Origin of the sequence: Paenibacillus phytorum, from assembly GCF_013141715.1 — a bacterium.
In the GTDB taxonomy this organism is placed as follows: domain Bacteria; phylum Bacillota; class Bacilli; order Paenibacillales; family NBRC-103111; genus Paenibacillus_E; species Paenibacillus_E phytorum.
Window position 1 is genome coordinate 1 of sequence record NZ_WHOA01000132.1, and the last position, 16,351, is coordinate 16,351.

General features: G+C 43.1%; 19 protein-coding genes and 1 riboswitch. Of the genes, 3 read left to right on the forward strand and 16 right to left on the reverse strand.

Going from position 1 to position 16,351, the window contains the following annotated elements:
* Positions 1-71: 71 nt before the first annotated feature.
* Positions 72-752: a DUF6022 family protein gene (locus GC098_RS20335; RefSeq protein ID WP_171645083.1), complete on the reverse strand. Its 681-nt coding sequence runs from the start codon at positions 750-752 to the stop codon at positions 72-74.
* Positions 753-865: 113 nt separating this feature from the next.
* On the opposite strand from GC098_RS20335, the gene GC098_RS20340 reads away from it, so the two are divergent.
* Positions 866-1,582: a TetR/AcrR family transcriptional regulator C-terminal domain-containing protein gene (locus GC098_RS20340; RefSeq protein ID WP_171645084.1), complete on the forward strand. Its 717-nt coding sequence runs from the start codon at positions 866-868 to the stop codon at positions 1,580-1,582.
* 195 nt (positions 1,583-1,777) lie between these two features.
* Entirely contained in the window at positions 1,778-3,037 is a 1,260-nt protein-coding gene (locus tag GC098_RS20345; protein WP_246358757.1) for a stalk domain-containing protein, read from the forward strand.
* Between the two features lie 119 nt (positions 3,038-3,156).
* Here GC098_RS20345 and GC098_RS20350 read toward each other — a convergent pair whose 3' ends face one another.
* From GC098_RS20350 to GC098_RS20380, 7 genes are all read right to left on the reverse strand, one after another.
* On the reverse strand, positions 3,157-3,942 hold the full coding sequence (locus GC098_RS20350) for an arylamine N-acetyltransferase family protein (protein ID WP_171645085.1): 786 nt from the start codon (positions 3,940-3,942) through the stop codon (positions 3,157-3,159).
* 38 nt (positions 3,943-3,980) lie between these two features.
* Positions 3,981-4,898 (reverse strand): phosphotransferase family protein, encoded by a 918-nt coding sequence (locus GC098_RS20355; RefSeq protein WP_171645086.1) that lies wholly within the window; start codon positions 4,896-4,898, stop codon positions 3,981-3,983.
* Positions 4,899-4,916: 18 nt separating this feature from the next.
* A complete protein-coding gene (locus GC098_RS20360) occupies positions 4,917-5,759 on the reverse strand; it encodes a GNAT family N-acetyltransferase (protein WP_171645087.1) in 843 nt (280 codons plus the stop codon).
* A gap of 174 nt (positions 5,760-5,933) precedes the next feature.
* Positions 5,934-6,764, reverse strand: a complete 831-nt coding sequence (locus GC098_RS20365) for a sugar phosphate isomerase/epimerase family protein (protein ID WP_171645088.1) — start codon at positions 6,762-6,764, stop codon at positions 5,934-5,936.
* Between the two features lie 383 nt (positions 6,765-7,147).
* Complete coding sequence (locus GC098_RS20370) at positions 7,148-7,654, reverse strand: DUF402 domain-containing protein (protein ID WP_171645089.1); 507 nt, start codon at positions 7,652-7,654, stop codon at positions 7,148-7,150.
* A gap of 9 nt (positions 7,655-7,663) precedes the next feature.
* On the reverse strand, positions 7,664-8,119 hold the full coding sequence (locus GC098_RS20375) for a GNAT family N-acetyltransferase (protein WP_171645090.1): 456 nt from the start codon (positions 8,117-8,119) through the stop codon (positions 7,664-7,666).
* A 100-nt stretch (positions 8,120-8,219) separates the two neighbouring features.
* Positions 8,220-8,657, reverse strand: coding sequence for an Lrp/AsnC family transcriptional regulator (locus GC098_RS20380; RefSeq protein ID WP_171645091.1), 438 nt, complete (start codon positions 8,655-8,657; stop codon positions 8,220-8,222).
* 151 nt (positions 8,658-8,808) lie between these two features.
* Here GC098_RS20380 and GC098_RS20385 point away from each other — a divergent pair, with 151 nt between their 5' ends.
* The gene (locus tag GC098_RS20385) at positions 8,809-9,816 is read left to right on the forward strand and encodes an oxidoreductase (protein WP_171645092.1); all 1,008 of its coding nucleotides are present in this window, start codon (positions 8,809-8,811) and stop codon (positions 9,814-9,816) included.
* Positions 9,817-9,883: 67 nt separating this feature from the next.
* Here the strand turns inward: GC098_RS20385 and GC098_RS20390 are convergent, their stop codons facing one another.
* The 8 genes from GC098_RS20390 to GC098_RS20425 form a co-directional block, all read right to left on the reverse strand.
* Positions 9,884-10,363, reverse strand: a complete 480-nt coding sequence (locus GC098_RS20390; RefSeq protein ID WP_171645093.1) for a DinB family protein — start codon at positions 10,361-10,363, stop codon at positions 9,884-9,886.
* A gap of 40 nt (positions 10,364-10,403) precedes the next feature.
* The gene (locus GC098_RS20395) at positions 10,404-10,907 is read right to left on the reverse strand and encodes an LURP-one-related/scramblase family protein (protein WP_171645094.1); all 504 of its coding nucleotides are present in this window, start codon (positions 10,905-10,907) and stop codon (positions 10,404-10,406) included.
* A 39-nt stretch (positions 10,908-10,946) separates the two neighbouring features.
* Positions 10,947-12,413 (reverse strand): DUF5050 domain-containing protein, encoded by a 1,467-nt coding sequence (locus GC098_RS20400; protein WP_171645095.1) that lies wholly within the window; start codon positions 12,411-12,413, stop codon positions 10,947-10,949.
* A 268-nt stretch (positions 12,414-12,681) separates the two neighbouring features.
* Positions 12,682-13,332 (reverse strand): CAP domain-containing protein, encoded by a 651-nt coding sequence (locus GC098_RS20405; protein ID WP_246358759.1) that lies wholly within the window; start codon positions 13,330-13,332, stop codon positions 12,682-12,684.
* Positions 13,333-13,337: 5 nt separating this feature from the next.
* Positions 13,338-13,470, reverse strand: a riboswitch (cyclic di-AMP (ydaO/yuaA leader).
* A gap of 164 nt (positions 13,471-13,634) precedes the next feature.
* On the reverse strand, positions 13,635-14,105 hold the full coding sequence (locus GC098_RS20410; protein WP_171645141.1) for a DinB family protein: 471 nt from the start codon (positions 14,103-14,105) through the stop codon (positions 13,635-13,637).
* A 111-nt stretch (positions 14,106-14,216) separates the two neighbouring features.
* On the reverse strand, positions 14,217-15,026 hold the full coding sequence (locus tag GC098_RS20415) for an RnfABCDGE type electron transport complex subunit D (RefSeq protein WP_171645096.1): 810 nt from the start codon (positions 15,024-15,026) through the stop codon (positions 14,217-14,219).
* Position 15,027: 1 nt separating this feature from the next.
* Positions 15,028-15,909 (reverse strand): FAD:protein FMN transferase, encoded by an 882-nt coding sequence (locus tag GC098_RS20420; protein ID WP_171645097.1) that lies wholly within the window; start codon positions 15,907-15,909, stop codon positions 15,028-15,030.
* Between the two features lie 11 nt (positions 15,910-15,920).
* On the reverse strand, positions 15,921-16,343 hold the full coding sequence (locus GC098_RS20425) for an FMN-binding protein (RefSeq protein WP_171645098.1): 423 nt from the start codon (positions 16,341-16,343) through the stop codon (positions 15,921-15,923).
* Between the last annotated feature and the right edge of the window lie 8 nt (positions 16,344-16,351).

Consider the following 16,351-nt stretch of genomic DNA (forward strand, 5'->3'; position numbering starts at 1 on the left):
CTACTTAGGGACAACCCTTTATCTCCGTCAGCTTTTAATTTATTATGAGTTCCCCGTTGTTACAGGTTGGTTTAGTCCATCAGCGGGCGTTTGAAGTACGCAATCACTTTGCCACCAGCTGGAACGACGGACACAAGTTCCCATCCGTACCTCCCCCAATGGCCTAGCGCATTGTCCAAATTCCAGCTGTACAGCTGACCGTCTGCTGCGGGCTTAAGTCCATCTCCGATTGAGGTATCTGTCGCGTATTCGAACCGCTGACTAGGGAAGGATTGTAATTGCGGCTGAGGCATTCGTTCCTCCCTTAAATCCCAGCGGATTCGGGTTGAAGCATCTGAGAGTGCGGCGATAATGGATTCCCGATCCGTAACTTCAAGTGCCAATATCCGCGGTGCTCTTGGCATGAAGAACGAGCGGTGCGAATGATAGGCCTGCAGCACCAACGTACCCAGTTCTTCACCTTCCGATGACTTTACGACATACCATACACACCGTTCCCGTTCTTCAGGCGGACCCCAGTTCTCAATGGAATCTTTTAAGTTAAATCCGCCCCTGATGATGAAACCATCAGCGGCAAGCCGCTCTGCGACCGGCGTCATAAATTTTTGAATCCACGCACCATAGGCGCGATCGCCGAACTTCTTGAACATCTCGGTCAGTTCATCCTTCTCCTCGTCATAGACTGCTTTCCACGCATGGGATAAAATATCCCCGGCAGTACGGGCAATGTTTTCTAATGTGGTTGTTTGCATGTATATACACTCCTCTTTTCGGTTAATCTAACAGTGATAAATAATAATATAATACCGTTAGATTAAACTGTTGTGCTATACTTGTCAAGAGATAAAATGGAAGGTGACCCCATATGGCAAGAAGACGAATTCATCCCTTAACGACAGATAAGGACACAAATCGGAGTGAGCCGCTTCACACGCCACTCGATCGTGCCCGAATTGTCGGGATCATGCTGGAACTTCTGCAAGCTGAGGGCTTAGATGGCATCAGCATGCGCAAAATCGCCGATTCACTTGGCGTGAAAGCCTCATCTTTGTATTACCATGTGAAGGACAAAGAACAGCTGCTTCATCTCTTGGCAGAAGAGATCAGCACGAAGATTGATTTTCCCGATACCGCTTTGGATTGGAAAATGCAGCTGCGGCTGTGGTCGATGAGCTTCCGCCTAAGTCTGCTGCAATACCCGGACGCTGTACACATCATGAATGCGACGCATGCGGCAAGCCCTAACCGTTTGGCCCATATCGAATTTCTGTTTCGTGCGCTCGTCGAAGCCGGATTTCAGGAAGTTCAAGTGCCGTGGCTTGCTTCCATGCTCAAGAACTTCATCTACGGCTTTGTCGATGAAGAATGTCGATTGCGTGATCGCGCGAAGCTTTCGCAGGAAAGCCGAGAAGAATCGGAGACAAGATACAAAGAGATTGAGGCATTGCCTAAGGAGCGATATCCCCACTTTATCCGGCTAGCCGCTTACACGACTTCTGTGAATTGGGAGGAAGAGTTTTCGTTCGGGTTGGATGTTCTGCTTGCTGGTTTCGTTGAAAATCTTGCAAGCGGTCAACACTAGTTATTAAATATAGGAGCGGCTGTTCCGGACGTTGAAGTCCGGAGCAAGTCGTGGCGTGGGCAATCCATGCTCCTTCGAGCAGATTCGAGGAAAAACGCGTAGAAAACGATACTTTTGCACCTTGGGAAATATAGGAAATTCGATTAGCCTTATGTATGGTTCACATAAAAATCGAGTTTCAAGGAGGTATCTGCATTGCGCTTGTCACGTCACATGCTTATATGTTCACTACTCTTCGTCATCATCCTCCTCTCCGTGTATCCTGCAGCTAAAACAAACGCTGCCGACCAGCCGCCGCTGAAAGTATTCGTCGATACCGCGAGGATCTCTTTTCAAGTGGATCCGCTTCTAACAGACGGCACTACACTTGTTCAGTTCAGACCCCTTTTTGAAGCGATAGGTATGGACGTGAAGTGGGATGAAGCACAGCGACTTGTAACGGGGTCCAAGTCAGGGCTAAAAATTGAGCTTCGTATTGACGATTCCCATGCCACGGTGAACGGAAAAAAGGTCGAGCTCAGCCAAGGCGCATTGATTGTGAATGGCAGTACAATGGTGCCCCTGCGTTTTATTGGGGAAGCGACCGGGGCACTCGTTCATTGGGATCCGGTAAATCGGGAAATCTCCGTTGTTACGGAAAATTTATTGGCGAGTCTTGGCCTCACAAAGGAAGAGATGCTAAAACGGCTAGCCGACTATGCCGCTAAGCAGCAGACCCCACCAACTACGCCCCAGACACCGGCGCCCGGGGCCCAAGAGCCCAAGCCAACTACACCAATTACTCCTGTTCAGCCGGTTGGTAAACCCATCGATCTGTCAGCTCTGCAAGGCATGTACTACGGCTTTAGAGACGACTTCGGAGGATATCAATGCGGTGGTGCATGCTGGGATATCTATACATTTCTCCCCGACAACCACATCTTGGTCGGAGCACCTCCGCAAGGCGGGCCGGAAACGATTGATTGTACCCGGGATAAATGCAGCACTTACACCATTTCTGAAGGTAAGATCAATTTAAGCGCGGGATACAGTCGTACCATCGAAACATCAAAAAATGGAGAACTGTACATTGACGGTGTTTTCATGACCCCTGTTGCACCGGTTACGAATGGATTGACGTTACAGGGAACGTACAAATATATCAGCTATAGCGGCCTTGTTGGCATCAATGCTTTTTCCACATCATCGACCGAATACCTTTCCTTTGCAAGCGACGGCACTTTCGAGAGCACTGACCTTAGCATAGCCAGCCTGGATGTTATCGTATCCGATACCCAATCGTCCACTTCTAAGAGCGATACTGGAACATACACCATTTCGGGTAACACAATAATTCTCAAGTATAAGGACGGTACCACGGCACGTATGCTTTTCTTCGACCATGACGTCGACGGCATTGATACTCTGCAGGACATACAGTTAGGGAATAATCGCTTTTATATACCAAAAGATTAGGCTTTTTCTTGCAGGCTGCCATCGTCCAATTGGGCATCTGGCAGCCTTTTCATCTACTCTATCATCGAATTTTAGTGAACAAGAAAATCAAAAAAAAGAAACCGCTTCAATACGGCTTCTCATAGTTCTTGAAATCCAAAATGCTGTTTTGCTAGCTCTTTGAATTTAATGTTGTCAATCTGTTCTTTTTCCGATTTACCGTTAATCCATTGTGTGAAAGAAGTATCGGTTAACGTTACATTACCATCGCTTGTAAGTTGGGTAATCAGTGGGGTTTTGTTGAATCGTGATTCTTTGTGCTGGACTATGATTCCTTGGACTTCGTTCAATTCAGATAAATTCTCTAATGGTCGTTTGGTATCAAAAGCATACCCTATTTTCCAATCTGTATCTTTATATTTTAGTTTCATTTCAAGTAGATAGTCGCCATAATCACTTTCCATTGCTTTGACTCGAAATTCTCCATTCACAGAGGAAGTAGTTTCTCCATTTAGCGGCACAGGTTTTAGTGGTAGGTTTCCACCAAATCCGGTATCAACCAAGTACGTTTGACCTTTATGCTGCAAAAGAATAGTAACATGAGTTCTCCCAAGTTTTGAAAAGTCCTTCATTGCATAATTATATACTTCTCCGCGAACTAACGCTGCATTAAACCCATTTTCAACTAAGAAAAAATAAAGCAGTGGATTCAATTGATAGCATAGACCACCTTCATTTTTTACGAGCATTTTGGTTATCAAACTTTCTTTTGTTATAGCACTTGTTTTATTTGAAATGATGCTTAAATTTTCAAAAGGAAGCGATGTTGCTGTTTTCCTAAGAATGTTATCTAATGATTCAAATGTAATTTTTTGATTTTCTGGAATGCCAATTCTTTTACGAAATAGTTCATTCAACTCATACATTGTGAAGATTCCCTCCATGTTTTTGACTCAATGATTAATTATAGCGTACGTATGTAGGTCATCAATTGCTTGGCGTGGCGTCTCATATCCTCTGTACGTTGCCTGAAAGCGCTGTAGGCAATATGATCGAGAGCGATGTGGATGAGACAACAGCGAAGACGCTCTTCCATCTGTGGTGGCTCGCCTCCATGTTTGTCCCAGTGATTATCTAGAATTTCCTGCAAGTCAATCTCTTGCCATTGCGGAAACCAAGGCCACCAATAAAGAAACAATGCGTTATCGTAAAGAGGATCACCATAGAACGCATTTCCCCAGTCGATTACCCCCGTTAGCCTCCCTTCGTCAACCAGCACATTTCGGTTCAAGAGGTCGTTATGGACGATTCCGCGGTACTCTGGAAGCATTGATACGAGCTGACGCAGCATTTCTACCCCAGCATCGAAGACCCGTGCCTCCTGAGGCGAGGCGTCAAGTAGCTCGCGCCAGCCCGCGAGTCGATCCCTGGGCTCAGCTACTGAGAGTAGCTCGGCCCCCCAGCTCGGACCAGCCCCATCTGGACGCCAAAGGCCAACTCCCTCTGTGTCTGTGAGGTCAAGTTTTTGAAGTTCGTAGAGAGCATCTAGCAATTGCGGAAGGACAAGTCGTATCTCAGGCCCATTCAGCTCATCTAGATGCTTTCCAGAGACTCGCTCGGATACGGCGTAGAAGCCGCTCTCCGTCTCGCCTACTTCAAGAACCTTCGGAATCGGAAGTGTGTCCGAGGAAAGTGTGCCCATCACACGATCCTTTTCAAAGTCGTCCAGATAAGTGCCGAAGCGGATAACCATTGCATGCCCGTCGAGCATGAAGGAATAGGCTTTCGACCAATCACCGGCAGCAAGGGACACAAGATTTTGGGCACGGTCACCGAAATGTGCCTTCACAAAACGGTCAGACATTTGACTGAAATCCTCCATAGGTTCCTCCCTGTATAATTATTTAAAAAGAAGAACGATTGAATCCATTATCGCATGATAGCCAATTTGAATATAAATTTTATTGGAAGTAGGATTATTGAGATCCGTGTATAAACTTGTTGTTTTATAACCGCGATCTAACAAGATTTGAGTGAAAGCTGAAACACAATCAGAAGCATATCCCTTTTTTCTTTCGCTAATTGGTGTGTAAACATAGCTGATTGTTATATTATTTGGGGTTGGTCGTGTAGAAGCAGCCATGGAAACCAACTCTCCGTTCACTTCCCATGCAACTAAATTTCCTTTATCAATCATTCTTGAAGCTCGTTTATCTGCTTCTTCTAAACTTATAGGTTGGTTTGTTTCATTACAAAACTGATAAACCCACTCTTTAATAATGTGATGATCACTTTCTATAACACTCCGAATTTTTCCATTTGCATTAGGTTTTTTCTTAACTTTTTCAAGTTTATAAATGATTTGGTACATGAGGACACTTGCTTGAATCCCTTTAACGTTCGAAATATACATAGCTAATTCAGTAGCTAATTTCTTTTCACCAATAAAGCCAGGTATATCTTGAGTTGCGGTAATCAGCTTTTCTCCTATTTCGTGAATTTCCTTTGACGTAAATGAAACAGATTTTGACAAAATAATTTGACTAGGTTTTGTTTGTAGTAAAACCAACCCTAACTCATTATCTTTTAGTACAGTAGCCATAAAAAAAGGAATTTCATCTTTTTCACTTAAAGATTGTAAGACACCTAATACTAAATTGTTTTCTGCTTCATATTGTACTAAGAAAGAGATAACCTCTTTTTTAAATAATGCAAGATTATCGTACTTTAAAAGTCTTATCAAACAAACCATCCCCTTTGGTTAGTTCTTGAATAGATCCTGATCTTCTTCCTGTAACTCCCATTTTACGGCATCTACATAAACAATCATATGATTAGTATTCATATAATAAACAAAAAAACCGCAATATAAGCGGCTTGTATGGTGATAAATTTCTTCTCTTACCCACAATTGAGTTTAAATCAAATAAGGTGTTGCAAGCTTCCTTACGCGCTCAATGCCTTCCCACATATCGCCAGGTCCGTCATATACAAGAGTTATAGGACCTTCATACCCAGCTTGCTTGGCAACTTCCATACAGCGAATAAACTCAGCTTCATCCGGACACCCATCCGCATTCGTTTGTGCTTTGGCATGGATCGACTCACTATGTGGAATCGTTTTGGCAAGTTCACCATATTTCTCGGTCCCTTTAAAATTTCCAAAATCCGAGGTTAGCCCAAGGAGCTCGCCGCATCCCTCCAATAAAGCAAGGCAATTATCCGCAATTGATGTTAGTGAGTGAAAGTTTTCTGTAACAACGCGTACTCCTTGCACAGCAGCATAAGAACTTAGTTCTCGTAGTGCATCAACTGATCTCTGCAAAGCTTCTTGATCCATAGGTTCCGCATCACCGGCTATCACGCGCACCCTTTCAGCTCCTGCTCGTGCAGCAATATCGATCCATCCTTTGATCCAAGAAATGTCCGATTGTCTGCGCAAATCATCCGAACTGGAAATATCACCGTATTCAATTAGCAGCGTGTAAAACTGGAGTCCCGCTTCTGTGAATGCATGTTTTAATTCTTGCAAATATTCTTCGCTTGTATCTGGAAAATGAAAATGACACACTTCCAGTGATCTAAAACCTTTCTTCGCAAGAATCTCCGGCAATTCAAGCAGAGAGATGAGTTCAGGTTGGTCTTGGGTAACCGTTATTTGAGTACGTGTGTTATCATCCCAACGGGTCCACCGCAAGGGTCCCAGATTCCGATGTAAGCTCCAACTCGTTAATGATAAAAATGGCATATATTCCACCCTTTCGTCTCTACTGTTTTGGTAGTATCTTATCAGAGGGGTGAGGTAATCACCATATTCGAAATCACAGATATATCTCTTATTGTGCTGCTTTTGTACGGCTGGCAACCTGTCCTAATAATATCTTCCTGTTGAGTCATTACAAACGCTCCTTTTTCCCAATTAAATTAATAATTTCTGTTATGACCGTTACATAATGGCCAAAAATAATAGCGTTTTCAAAAGATTTGAACAAAAAAGAGGAACTGCCACACAGCCAGCTCCTCACTGTAAATAGCTTATTCACGTCAAGTATTCTCCAAATAATTAAACTGAGTATTGTGGCGGAGATGCCACCCCATAGAAGTGTTTTTTCACCAATACCCTCCATAAATTTATTTTGGAATACGGTCAATAAACATTTCGATTGATCCATCAAAAGGAAACGTTTTATTTCTAATAAGTTCCTTTAGGCCCAGTAACTCTTTACTAGCTTTATGAATTAGAGCTTCTGGATATGCAAATTTTAATGCATTGCTCTCAAACTCATCTTCGTCAACAACTTTCCATTCACCGTTTCTTTGTACATAATCTAGATCTAAATCCACAAAAGAAACAATGTTACCATTAATCTTCGCAGGTTGGTTTATATTGCAATAATATTGTTGAATTTTACCGCCCACTACATCGGCACTAACCGTAAACCATGAATGAAATGAGAAATATTCAATAGTCCAAGCCTTTATGGTAAATACCTTTTGCTTCGTGTAATGATTTAATTTTCTTCCGTACTCGCTTAAGACAAAAATGTGTGAATCGGTCTTCTCTAATAAAGTTGTGTTCCATTCATAATGTAGTAAATCTCCATATTTTAAAGCCTGAATTGTTATATGATTATCCATTGTGTCATCTCATAATTCCTTTGTCATAAATACACTATTTGGGTCCTCTATGTAATCCGAAAATGGCTTGCAATATTGAAATCCAAAATTTTCATACAGTTGTCTAGCTGGTTCGAAAGCATCCATTGAGCCCGTTTCCAAACTTAGCCGTTGATAGCCACGTCGCTTGGCTTCTTCAATGATGTGTTCAAGGATTCGTCTTGCAACGCCCTTTCTTAAATGTGATGAAGAAGTTCGCATTGATTTTATCTCACCGTGTTGACTATCAAGTTCCTTAATTGCCCCGCAACCAACTAATTCATCTTGTTCCCAACCACTCCAGAAGGTAATTTCTGGTTTTTTCAATTTATCAAGATTTAGGGCATGTGTACTTTCTGGCGGAGATAGAGCTGCCATATTCTGAAGATGTTCCCCGATTAATGCAACCACTTTAGATCCCGTTAAATCATCTATTTTAATATTCATTAAAATCACTCCTCTAATTAACTCTTCTTTCCATTAGTTTAATTAATGTTTGAACAACTTTCAATACTCGGCAAGGTGATGAAACCTCGGAGGAAGCCCTTTATTCGCCATTGTCAGCGATCAAATGCTTATTTTCAATCGCCGCCGAAAGTACGATAAGCGTTGAAGAGAAACCGTGTGGGCTGCACGAATCGAGAAAAACGGTAAACGATTCCATCGATGCGGTAATTATTTTCATCATAAAATTATACTCCCCGCTGATGCGATACAATTCGATGACATCCGGAGATTGCGAGCAGAATTCCTGGAAATCCAGACAATTGCTCGTCTTGAACAGCACGAACGCCGTGACGTCTTTGCCGAGCTTCTTGGGTGAGAGAACCGCCTTGTAGCCGGCGATGATCCCTTGTTCCTCAAGCTTGCGTATCCGTTCCGTAACGGCAGGCTGTGTCATCGCGATCGTCCGGCCAATTTCGGCAACCGGCATTCGTGCGTTTTCATGCAGCAATGATAGAATTTTACTATCGATTCCGTCCAAAGTGATTCCTCCTTCATTTTATATACTCAGATCGTACTTTTAACTTTAATATGAAGGACAGATGTTATTATTAACATGATTTATGTATGTAAATTATAACTCTAACTTTATACAATGTCATTATAAGATAATTTGAAGGAGTGGATAACAAATGATCACTACAAAATCACTTACCCTCGACACCCCTATCACCATTGGCAGCGTCGAGCTTCGTAACCGGTTAATCATGGCGCCTATGCAGCAATACAAAGGTTCGCCGGAAGGTTATGCGACAGAGCATCATGTTCAGCATTACGCTAGAAGGGCCAATGCAGTAGGATTAATTATCGTGGAGTCGACGGCTGTGTCCGATAACGGCAGACTGGTGCCTAACGACATTGGCATTTATTCGGATCAACACACCGATGCTCTAAAAAGAGTAACTGAAGCCGTTCACACCAAGCATACACCGATATTCGTTCAATTGTCTCACGGAGGAAGAAAGTCGGATCCGGAAGTAACGAAGCGGCTCATTGCTCCAAGTGCGATTCCTTATGACGACACGTACGGAAAACCTTCGGAATTGTCTATCTCCGAAATTGAGGCCCTCATTGAGGATTACCGTTTGGCGGCACGACGCAGCATTGAGGCGGGTTTTGATGGAATTGAGGTACATGCGGCTCATGGATTTTTGATTCACCAGTTCTTGTCGCCGATTTCCAATCTCCGCGGCGATGCGTATGGTGGATCGCCTCTAGGCAGGGCGAAATTTTTGCAAGACACACTTGCCGCAATCCGCTCCGAAACCGGCCGTAATTATCCGGTTATCGTGCGGATCTCCTCGACAGATTACGTCGATGGCGGCCTTAATCCGCAGGAGCTTGCGCTGATGCTCAAACCACTCGTAGCGGACAATCTTCTTGACGCGATTGACGTATCATCTGGCGGCCTGCTGCCCATCCAGCCAACGGATACTCATCCAGGCTACCAACTGCCTGATGCAGCAGTCATTAAGCAGCATTTAGACGTGCCAGTCATCGCCGTTGGCAAAATCTATACCCGCAGCTTTGCGGACCGGATCATCGGGGACGGGCTGGCGGATGCCGTAGCTATCGGGCGACCGCTGCTGGAAGACCCCGATTTCGCGCAGAAAATGATTGGCAGGAAGGACTTCTCTTAACAAGCCCGTTTAAAAGAAAAGAGGAGCTGCTGCGAAGCAAGCTCCTTCACTATCGTTGCACGTTAACTCAATCAAGAACACTCATAATTTGCTTTTTGTGATGATCATCGTGCTCAGTAAATTCTTGAATTATGTATAGCAGCGAGTATGGCGTACCTGTTTTAGGACAATTTGACACACCATTTGCTGATACTTCTAACCGTAATTCCTCTGATTTCATGCACTTTAATGTATCGATCAGTTTCATTCTGTCGCTTGAGAATTCTTGAAGGAGTTGATCTTTCGAAATACCCGAATTTGCGTATTGATATGCTTTACTGTTGAATGAGTTGAAATCGGGAAACTCCATTCCTTTTCCCTCCCTGATGGAAGGAATGACAACATTCATTAGATGAAGATCCCAATTTCTAAGATGTGCGATGATTCCGGCTATCGATACTTTTCCTTCTTTAATTGGGCTGTGCCAATCCTCATCACTAAGTTGGTGTAAAATATTTGTCCATTTGCAAAACTGTTCGTATTCACTAATTGTGCTGCGTAAATCCATGAGATCACCTCTTAGTCATAATGGATAGATCATAGCTCACTCAATAGATTGCGTTGTTTACCCCAGTGTTCTGCCTTTTCTGAATCGCGTGCATTCCCATGATCACCGCGACAAGTTCGTAAGTATCCAAATATTCGCATTGATTGTTTAGAAGAAAAGCGCCTGAAGAAAACCTTCCGTTTACTTGTTCGAAACGGGCAACATGCGCGCCGGATTCATCAGATATCTCATATTCTTTTGAAAATACTGGGGATATAATCTCGTAGTTACCTCGCCTTTCGGTTTCATATGTGAATTTCTTGGTGAAAAACGCAACTCTGCTTCTCAACACGCCTAATTGCCCACCATTTGCACCCGTAACCTCCCATTTGCTTGAGAAGATCGGAAAACTTCCTTTGCACAAAAGTTGGCCATTCTGCCCATACACCTCGATCGCAGATCCAAAAGGGCTCTTCAAATCTAGATGACCGACGTTTTCTTCCTGTTCGTCCAGAATCTCCGTAATACCGCTATTAAAAAAATTATCCCTAAAGTATAGATTCATGCAATCGCCTCCCTATCGCTCGGTCATTCCCTTTTGTGGTCAATTAACTTCAATATGTTCGAGAGGATTGTTCCCCATCCAAGACTGCGGATAGTATAGTGTTTTATCAGCAAAATAAAGCGCAGTTGCGCGCGCTTGCCCAAGTCTCGTAAGCCCTGTTCCGTCGATTTTTAGCTTATCGATAACTGCGGAGCCGTGAATACCAAACGATCCGCGAACCATGTAAATCTCACCTTTGCGGTAATGAATCGTGCTTATCCATTCGTCCGAAGTATATAGCGGAATGTTAACAGAGCCATCTTCACTTAGTTTACTTAGTTGTTTACTGTAATTATGAATATAATAAAGCCATTTATCTATGACGAAAGCTTTGGTTACGTTGTCTTGAAGTTTCTTACGAGCGGAGCCGTCGAGGTTCATTCGATACAAGTTACCGGGTTCCGCTTTGGTATCCTGCATTAGGAAATAGATTCCGTTTTCGTTTGTGTCTATAAAAAATTGGGATATCCCTTCGCCACCGACGAGTTCTTTCTCAGCCGATCCATCGAGCTTCATTCTATAGAGACTGCTTGGCACAAAATAACCGCCACCGCTAATGCTTGCACTCTGTTGAAAGGTCTGGCGGATATAATAAATCCAACCGTCTTGAACCGATATTTGAGTGGTCGGTATGGCAGATACTAGTGAACGCAGACTTCCGTCAGTCTTTATTTTGAAAATACCCTCCATTTTATTTTTTGAAGGATCGGAAACCGTATAGTAGAGCCAATCCCCTACGATATTAATAGACTTGGCATTATCATCCGCCAGCTTCACTTCTCCACTGCCGTCTTTTTTCACTTTCACGAGCCGATTCGGTCCTTCATAATTATTAGCAGGATTCATGTAGATCCAATCCCCTTGAACCGCAACCTGGCCGCCATTCGCAAGATTCAAATCATCGGATTGCTTCGTTTGGGTATTCGATGTTCCCCCGCATGATTCGATGCCGAATCCGCGTCCATCGTCCCAACTTGTGCTCCACCCATACACATCATGTGTGAATCTCCATGTCATCGGGAAATAAGTAATGTCCCGGTAAAACAACACTGGATACGGTTCTTCTGAATTTATAATCGATTGTCCGTTCACTTTGACAGGGAACGGGAGAAGCGCAGCCTTTTGGCTTCCGACATTGGAATTGATTTGCAGCGACAAATTTTGCTTTAGCGGCACGCAGGTGTCATTCTTTTGCAACGATAATCCGTTAACGGCGTCCCATTGAACAGACATTCCAAGGGCGGACGTATTGTTCCACGTCATGGGAAAATACGTGATATCCTTATAAACCAGCAAAGGATACTCGCTGTGACTCACGTCCATGGCCGTGCCGTTCACGGTAACTGGAAAAATGGGATAATTCACTTGAATATCCGATGAAGAAGACGCTTGTGATACCTGAGGCAGCCCGGATGACGAGAAACCTATGACGATAGCGCTTAGGCAAAGACTTATTTTTTTAAACATAGAAACTCTCCTATCTCTTCAACTGGTATCGATGAGACCTGACACGAAGAAAAGGTAAACTAAAAGCTGCCAATTACCAATACTCACTCTGATTATTACGTTTAAAATTTAGACGGAGTAGACAAGAAATAAGTTTCTCTTCCTATTTGCAATTTTTCTTCAGAACCACTTACACCCAAATACTACAGTAAATTTAAAAAAACGAAAAAACCAGCAACAAAAAGTTGCTGGTTTTACTTGAAATATTCTGCAGACAAATGTTGCTACGTTAGTTGCTAATGAATTCCTGTACCCATTCGCCGTTGTAAAAAGCAACACCGATTTGGGTGAAGTTAGGACTTAGAATGTTTTGACGATGACCCGTGCTGTTCATCCAAGCTTTCATGACAGCTTCAGGCGTTTGTTGACCTTTTGCAATGTTTTCACCTGCGTAGGAATAACGAATGCCGTATGTGCTCATCATATCAAAAGGCGACCCATAAGTCGGCGAGGTATGATCGAAATAACCATTGTTGTACATATCCTTCGCTTTGTCCAAAGCCATGGCGGTAAGTGCGCTATTGCTGGTTAAAGGACGCAGTCCAGCCTTTGATCGCTCTTGGTTAACTAAGTTAACGACTTGGCTAGCAAAAGTTGTTTGGGATGGCGCAGTCGTAACTGGCGTTTTAGTACCTGCATTTGTGCTCGTGCTGCCAGGAATGTTGAGGCTCATACCAGACCAAATCACGTTCGGATTGGCAACCTGAGGATTTGCCTTAATAAGCGAAGATAGGCTTATGCCATACTTCTGGGATATTAACCACATTGTATCATTACCTGATACCATATGGGTTGCTGGTGCGGCAATTGCAGCACTCGAACCTACGAGGACGCTCAATCCTATTGCGCCGGTAACCACAAGCTTTTTGTAACGTTTCAAAATAAACCTCTCCTTTTTGCGGCCTGCGAGGTTAGCTGTCGGATTCGGATCAAAGAGTAATCACCCGGCCGCTGACGCGGCTTCACCCCAAATAATGGGTCCCCCGTGCTTCACATGAAACTTCGGCCTTCTGAGTTATTTGATCCATATGGATCTCACAAATTGTAACATGTGAAATCATAGAGAACATGACTCAAAATTTTCCAGCAATATTTTGCAAGCGGTATCAGCCGTTACTTCTTGACCAAAATATTATCTAATAAAAATATCTCAATTCCTTGAAATTCCATTGAAAACCACATTCAATCCCAAATTCGTGGCCGATCGATTCCAGTCGTTCGCATATAATCTAGCATTTGCCCGGTGTGAACGGATTCGTGGTATGCGATCCTCATTAACATATCTCCTAAAGTTCGAACATACCCTACGTCACTTCGATTAATTTTAATATTTGACAAATCCTCAGGGGTGAACGTTTTAACGGTATTCAAGAATTGTTCTCTGTACACTTGTGCGAATATCAGTTCATCTTCCACCGAAGAAAATTCCCGATTGTCAAAAGGAGAATCGTATGAAGATAGACTTCCTCTGTTAAGTATTGCAAGATGATAATAATGCTCGCCGTCCAAAATGTGCCGGATCATTTCTTTAATGCTTAAGGCTTGTGCATCAGGCCTCCAATCCAGCATAGTTAGAGGAATAACGCTCCAAACTTTAATACTTCTACGTCGGACTTCTTCCAAGTTCAATATAACAAGATCTGTTCCGTTAATGATTAACACTCCTTTAAACTTCTCAATAATTCATGCCTAGTTGTTTTATAATTGTGCTGTATTTCTTTACGAACAAATATACAGTACATTTGTTCGCATGTAAATAATCCCTCATTTAATTAGTCTGCCAGGCTTTATGATAGTGGCGTTCTTAAGCTTTGGTACAAGTAAGTGGTATAAGTTCCCAATAAGCAATCCTATAAATAAGTACATCAAACCTCCAAAAATGCCATAAATAACTGCACCCACGATCGCACTAAGGATACCAAAAATGACTTGATCCTTATATTTAGCTGGTGAAGTAGGCGGATCTGTAAGCATAAAAAGGGCAAAGAAAAGGGAAGCATTAATAAAAGGTGATCGAAGTGCATCAGTGGCATCTCCGACATTAATAATCCCCATAATAAATAATAAGATGAAATACGTTCCTAGAAATGAAAAAACTTGAGGAAATTTGTTCACTCGGTTCGTCACCATGTATCCGCCAATCAATAGAAACACGACTGTCCATGTGGGAAGATCCCCGAATGCGCCCCACCAGCTTTGTCCTATTCGAAAGAAAAGGATGGACAGTAGCAGTCCGAATGCCGCTGGATTGAAAATTGGTTTTTTCTTATGGACAAGTAAATGTTTCGACAAAATAGCGATAATGGAAGTTGCAGCAACAATATACCATGAGGAAGTTGTGCTTAAGATTAAAGCTATGATTAACCCTGTTATCACCGCACCATCCGGCATCATTCGCTTCTTTTTGGCAATGCGGGAACAAAGGGTATCCACGGCTGAAGAAACAACGACGGCAATGATGCCATTATAAATGCCTCTAATATCGAGTGACCATATGGAGGCTAATAATAGAAAGGCAACCAAGGAAACTACGACATATCCCTTTGGTGTTTTAATCCATTGGTTAACTGTCAATTTATATACCCCCTACTCTATATATTTGTAAATCGGATGATATCAAGATTCCCTTGAGATCAACTTCTTCTATTAACGTTCTCCCGCGGTCTAAACCCAATAAGAAGAAAGCCGTCGAGAAGGCGTCCGCCATCATAGCGAAAGGGGCGATGACGCTGCAGCTGACCCATTCGACCGGTGATTGTTTAGTTCTTGGGTCGATGATATGATGTATACCGGCTTTTAATTCACTCTTGCGCTCGTAACTGCCAGAGGTACAGACCGCCTCATTCGATATTTCAACCGTTTGTATGATTTGTTCTTTGTACTCGGGATGCTGAATACCAATTCTCCACTTGCTGCCGCTTTCGTCTAGCCCCCCAGCATAGAGATCACCACCGGCATTGACGACAAATCCTTCAAATTCTTTCAACTCGTGTACAGCCAAGTCGATGGCGAAGCCCTTAGCCGCGGCTCCTAAATCAATCACCAGCGGCTTCCGCAAATACAACGTTCGATCCTGATCATTTAAAATGATATCCCGATAGGAAGCGGAACCCGAACAGGAGCTTTGGATAGACTCCCCAGTTAAATAATGCTGATTGAATCCCAGGTCTTCCATCGCTTTTCCCACCGCAGGATCAAAAATGCCATTCGTCCATTTCGCTACCTCCAAAGCAAACTTCAAAGGCTCAAATAAAAACGGACTAATCCGAACGGGAGTTTTAATTATTCGGCATGCCTCCATCAATTCACTGTCCAGACTGAAACGACTGCAGTCTTGTTCAACTTTCCGAAATGCCTCGAAAGCCCTATCAATGGCTGCTTCTGTCTGGTCCTTTGATTTCCGAGTAACGACCTGTATATCTACAACAGTATCCATAAATAATTTCGTTTTTTTCATGATTTTGCCCATTATGAGTTTCTCGCCTGAGAGAGCGCATCTTGTACGGCATCTTTAAATGCTTGTGTACTGTACGTTGCTCCAGAAACATTCCTTACTTGCGCACTTTGTTTTTGCACCACTTCTTGGGGCAGTCCAACAACGTCATCGATTGTATAATGCATGGCAAAATGACTGATTTCAACATCTGTAATTTTATCGCTTTTAATGGTGACGGCCACCTGAATCGATCCACGTCGATTGCTTCCTGTACCCATATAGGTACCCTCTTTATAAAGTCTATTTATTTGACTGCTCTTAGTCTGAGTCACTTGGACTTGTTGTTGTGGTTGCTGTATTGTTGCTTGAGTCTCCGTTGCGAAATATCCCGCGGCATAAATAGCCCCAATGGCTGTTGAACACAGAGCGACCCACTTTTTGTTCATTTTTGCCATGTGAATCC

Bases quoted from the DNA above. Each gene is read 5' to 3' on its own strand.
- GC098_RS20375 (WP_171645090.1), bottom strand. From the start codon at position 8,119: ATGAATATTAAAATAGATGATTTAACGGGATCTAAAGTGGTTGCATTA.
- GC098_RS20385 (WP_171645092.1), top strand. From the start codon at position 8,809: ATGATCACTACAAAATCACTTACCCTCGACACCCCTATCACCATTGGC.
- GC098_RS20340 (WP_171645084.1), top strand. From the start codon at position 866: ATGGCAAGAAGACGAATTCATCCCTTAACGACAGATAAGGACACAAAT.
- GC098_RS20355 (WP_171645086.1), bottom strand. From the start codon at position 4,898: ATGGAGGATTTCAGTCAAATGTCTGACCGTTTTGTGAAGGCACATTTC.
- GC098_RS20390 (WP_171645093.1), bottom strand. From the start codon at position 10,363: ATGGATTTACGCAGCACAATTAGTGAATACGAACAGTTTTGCAAATGG.
- GC098_RS20370 (WP_171645089.1), bottom strand. From the start codon at position 7,654: ATGGATAATCATATAACAATTCAGGCTTTAAAATATGGAGATTTACTA.
- GC098_RS20400 (WP_171645095.1), bottom strand. From the start codon at position 12,413: ATGTTTAAAAAAATAAGTCTTTGCCTAAGCGCTATCGTCATAGGTTTC.
- GC098_RS20365 (WP_171645088.1), bottom strand. From the start codon at position 6,764: ATGCCATTTTTATCATTAACGAGTTGGAGCTTACATCGGAATCTGGGA.
- GC098_RS20395 (WP_171645094.1), bottom strand. From the start codon at position 10,907: ATGAATCTATACTTTAGGGATAATTTTTTTAATAGCGGTATTACGGAG.
- GC098_RS20425 (WP_171645098.1), bottom strand. From the start codon at position 16,343: ATGGCAAAAATGAACAAAAAGTGGGTCGCTCTGTGTTCAACAGCCATT.
- GC098_RS20350 (WP_171645085.1), bottom strand. From the start codon at position 3,942: ATGTATGAGTTGAATGAACTATTTCGTAAAAGAATTGGCATTCCAGAA.
- GC098_RS20335 (WP_171645083.1), bottom strand. From the start codon at position 752: ATGCAAACAACCACATTAGAAAACATTGCCCGTACTGCCGGGGATATT.
- GC098_RS20420 (WP_171645097.1), bottom strand. From the start codon at position 15,909: ATGAAAAAAACGAAATTATTTATGGATACTGTTGTAGATATACAGGTC.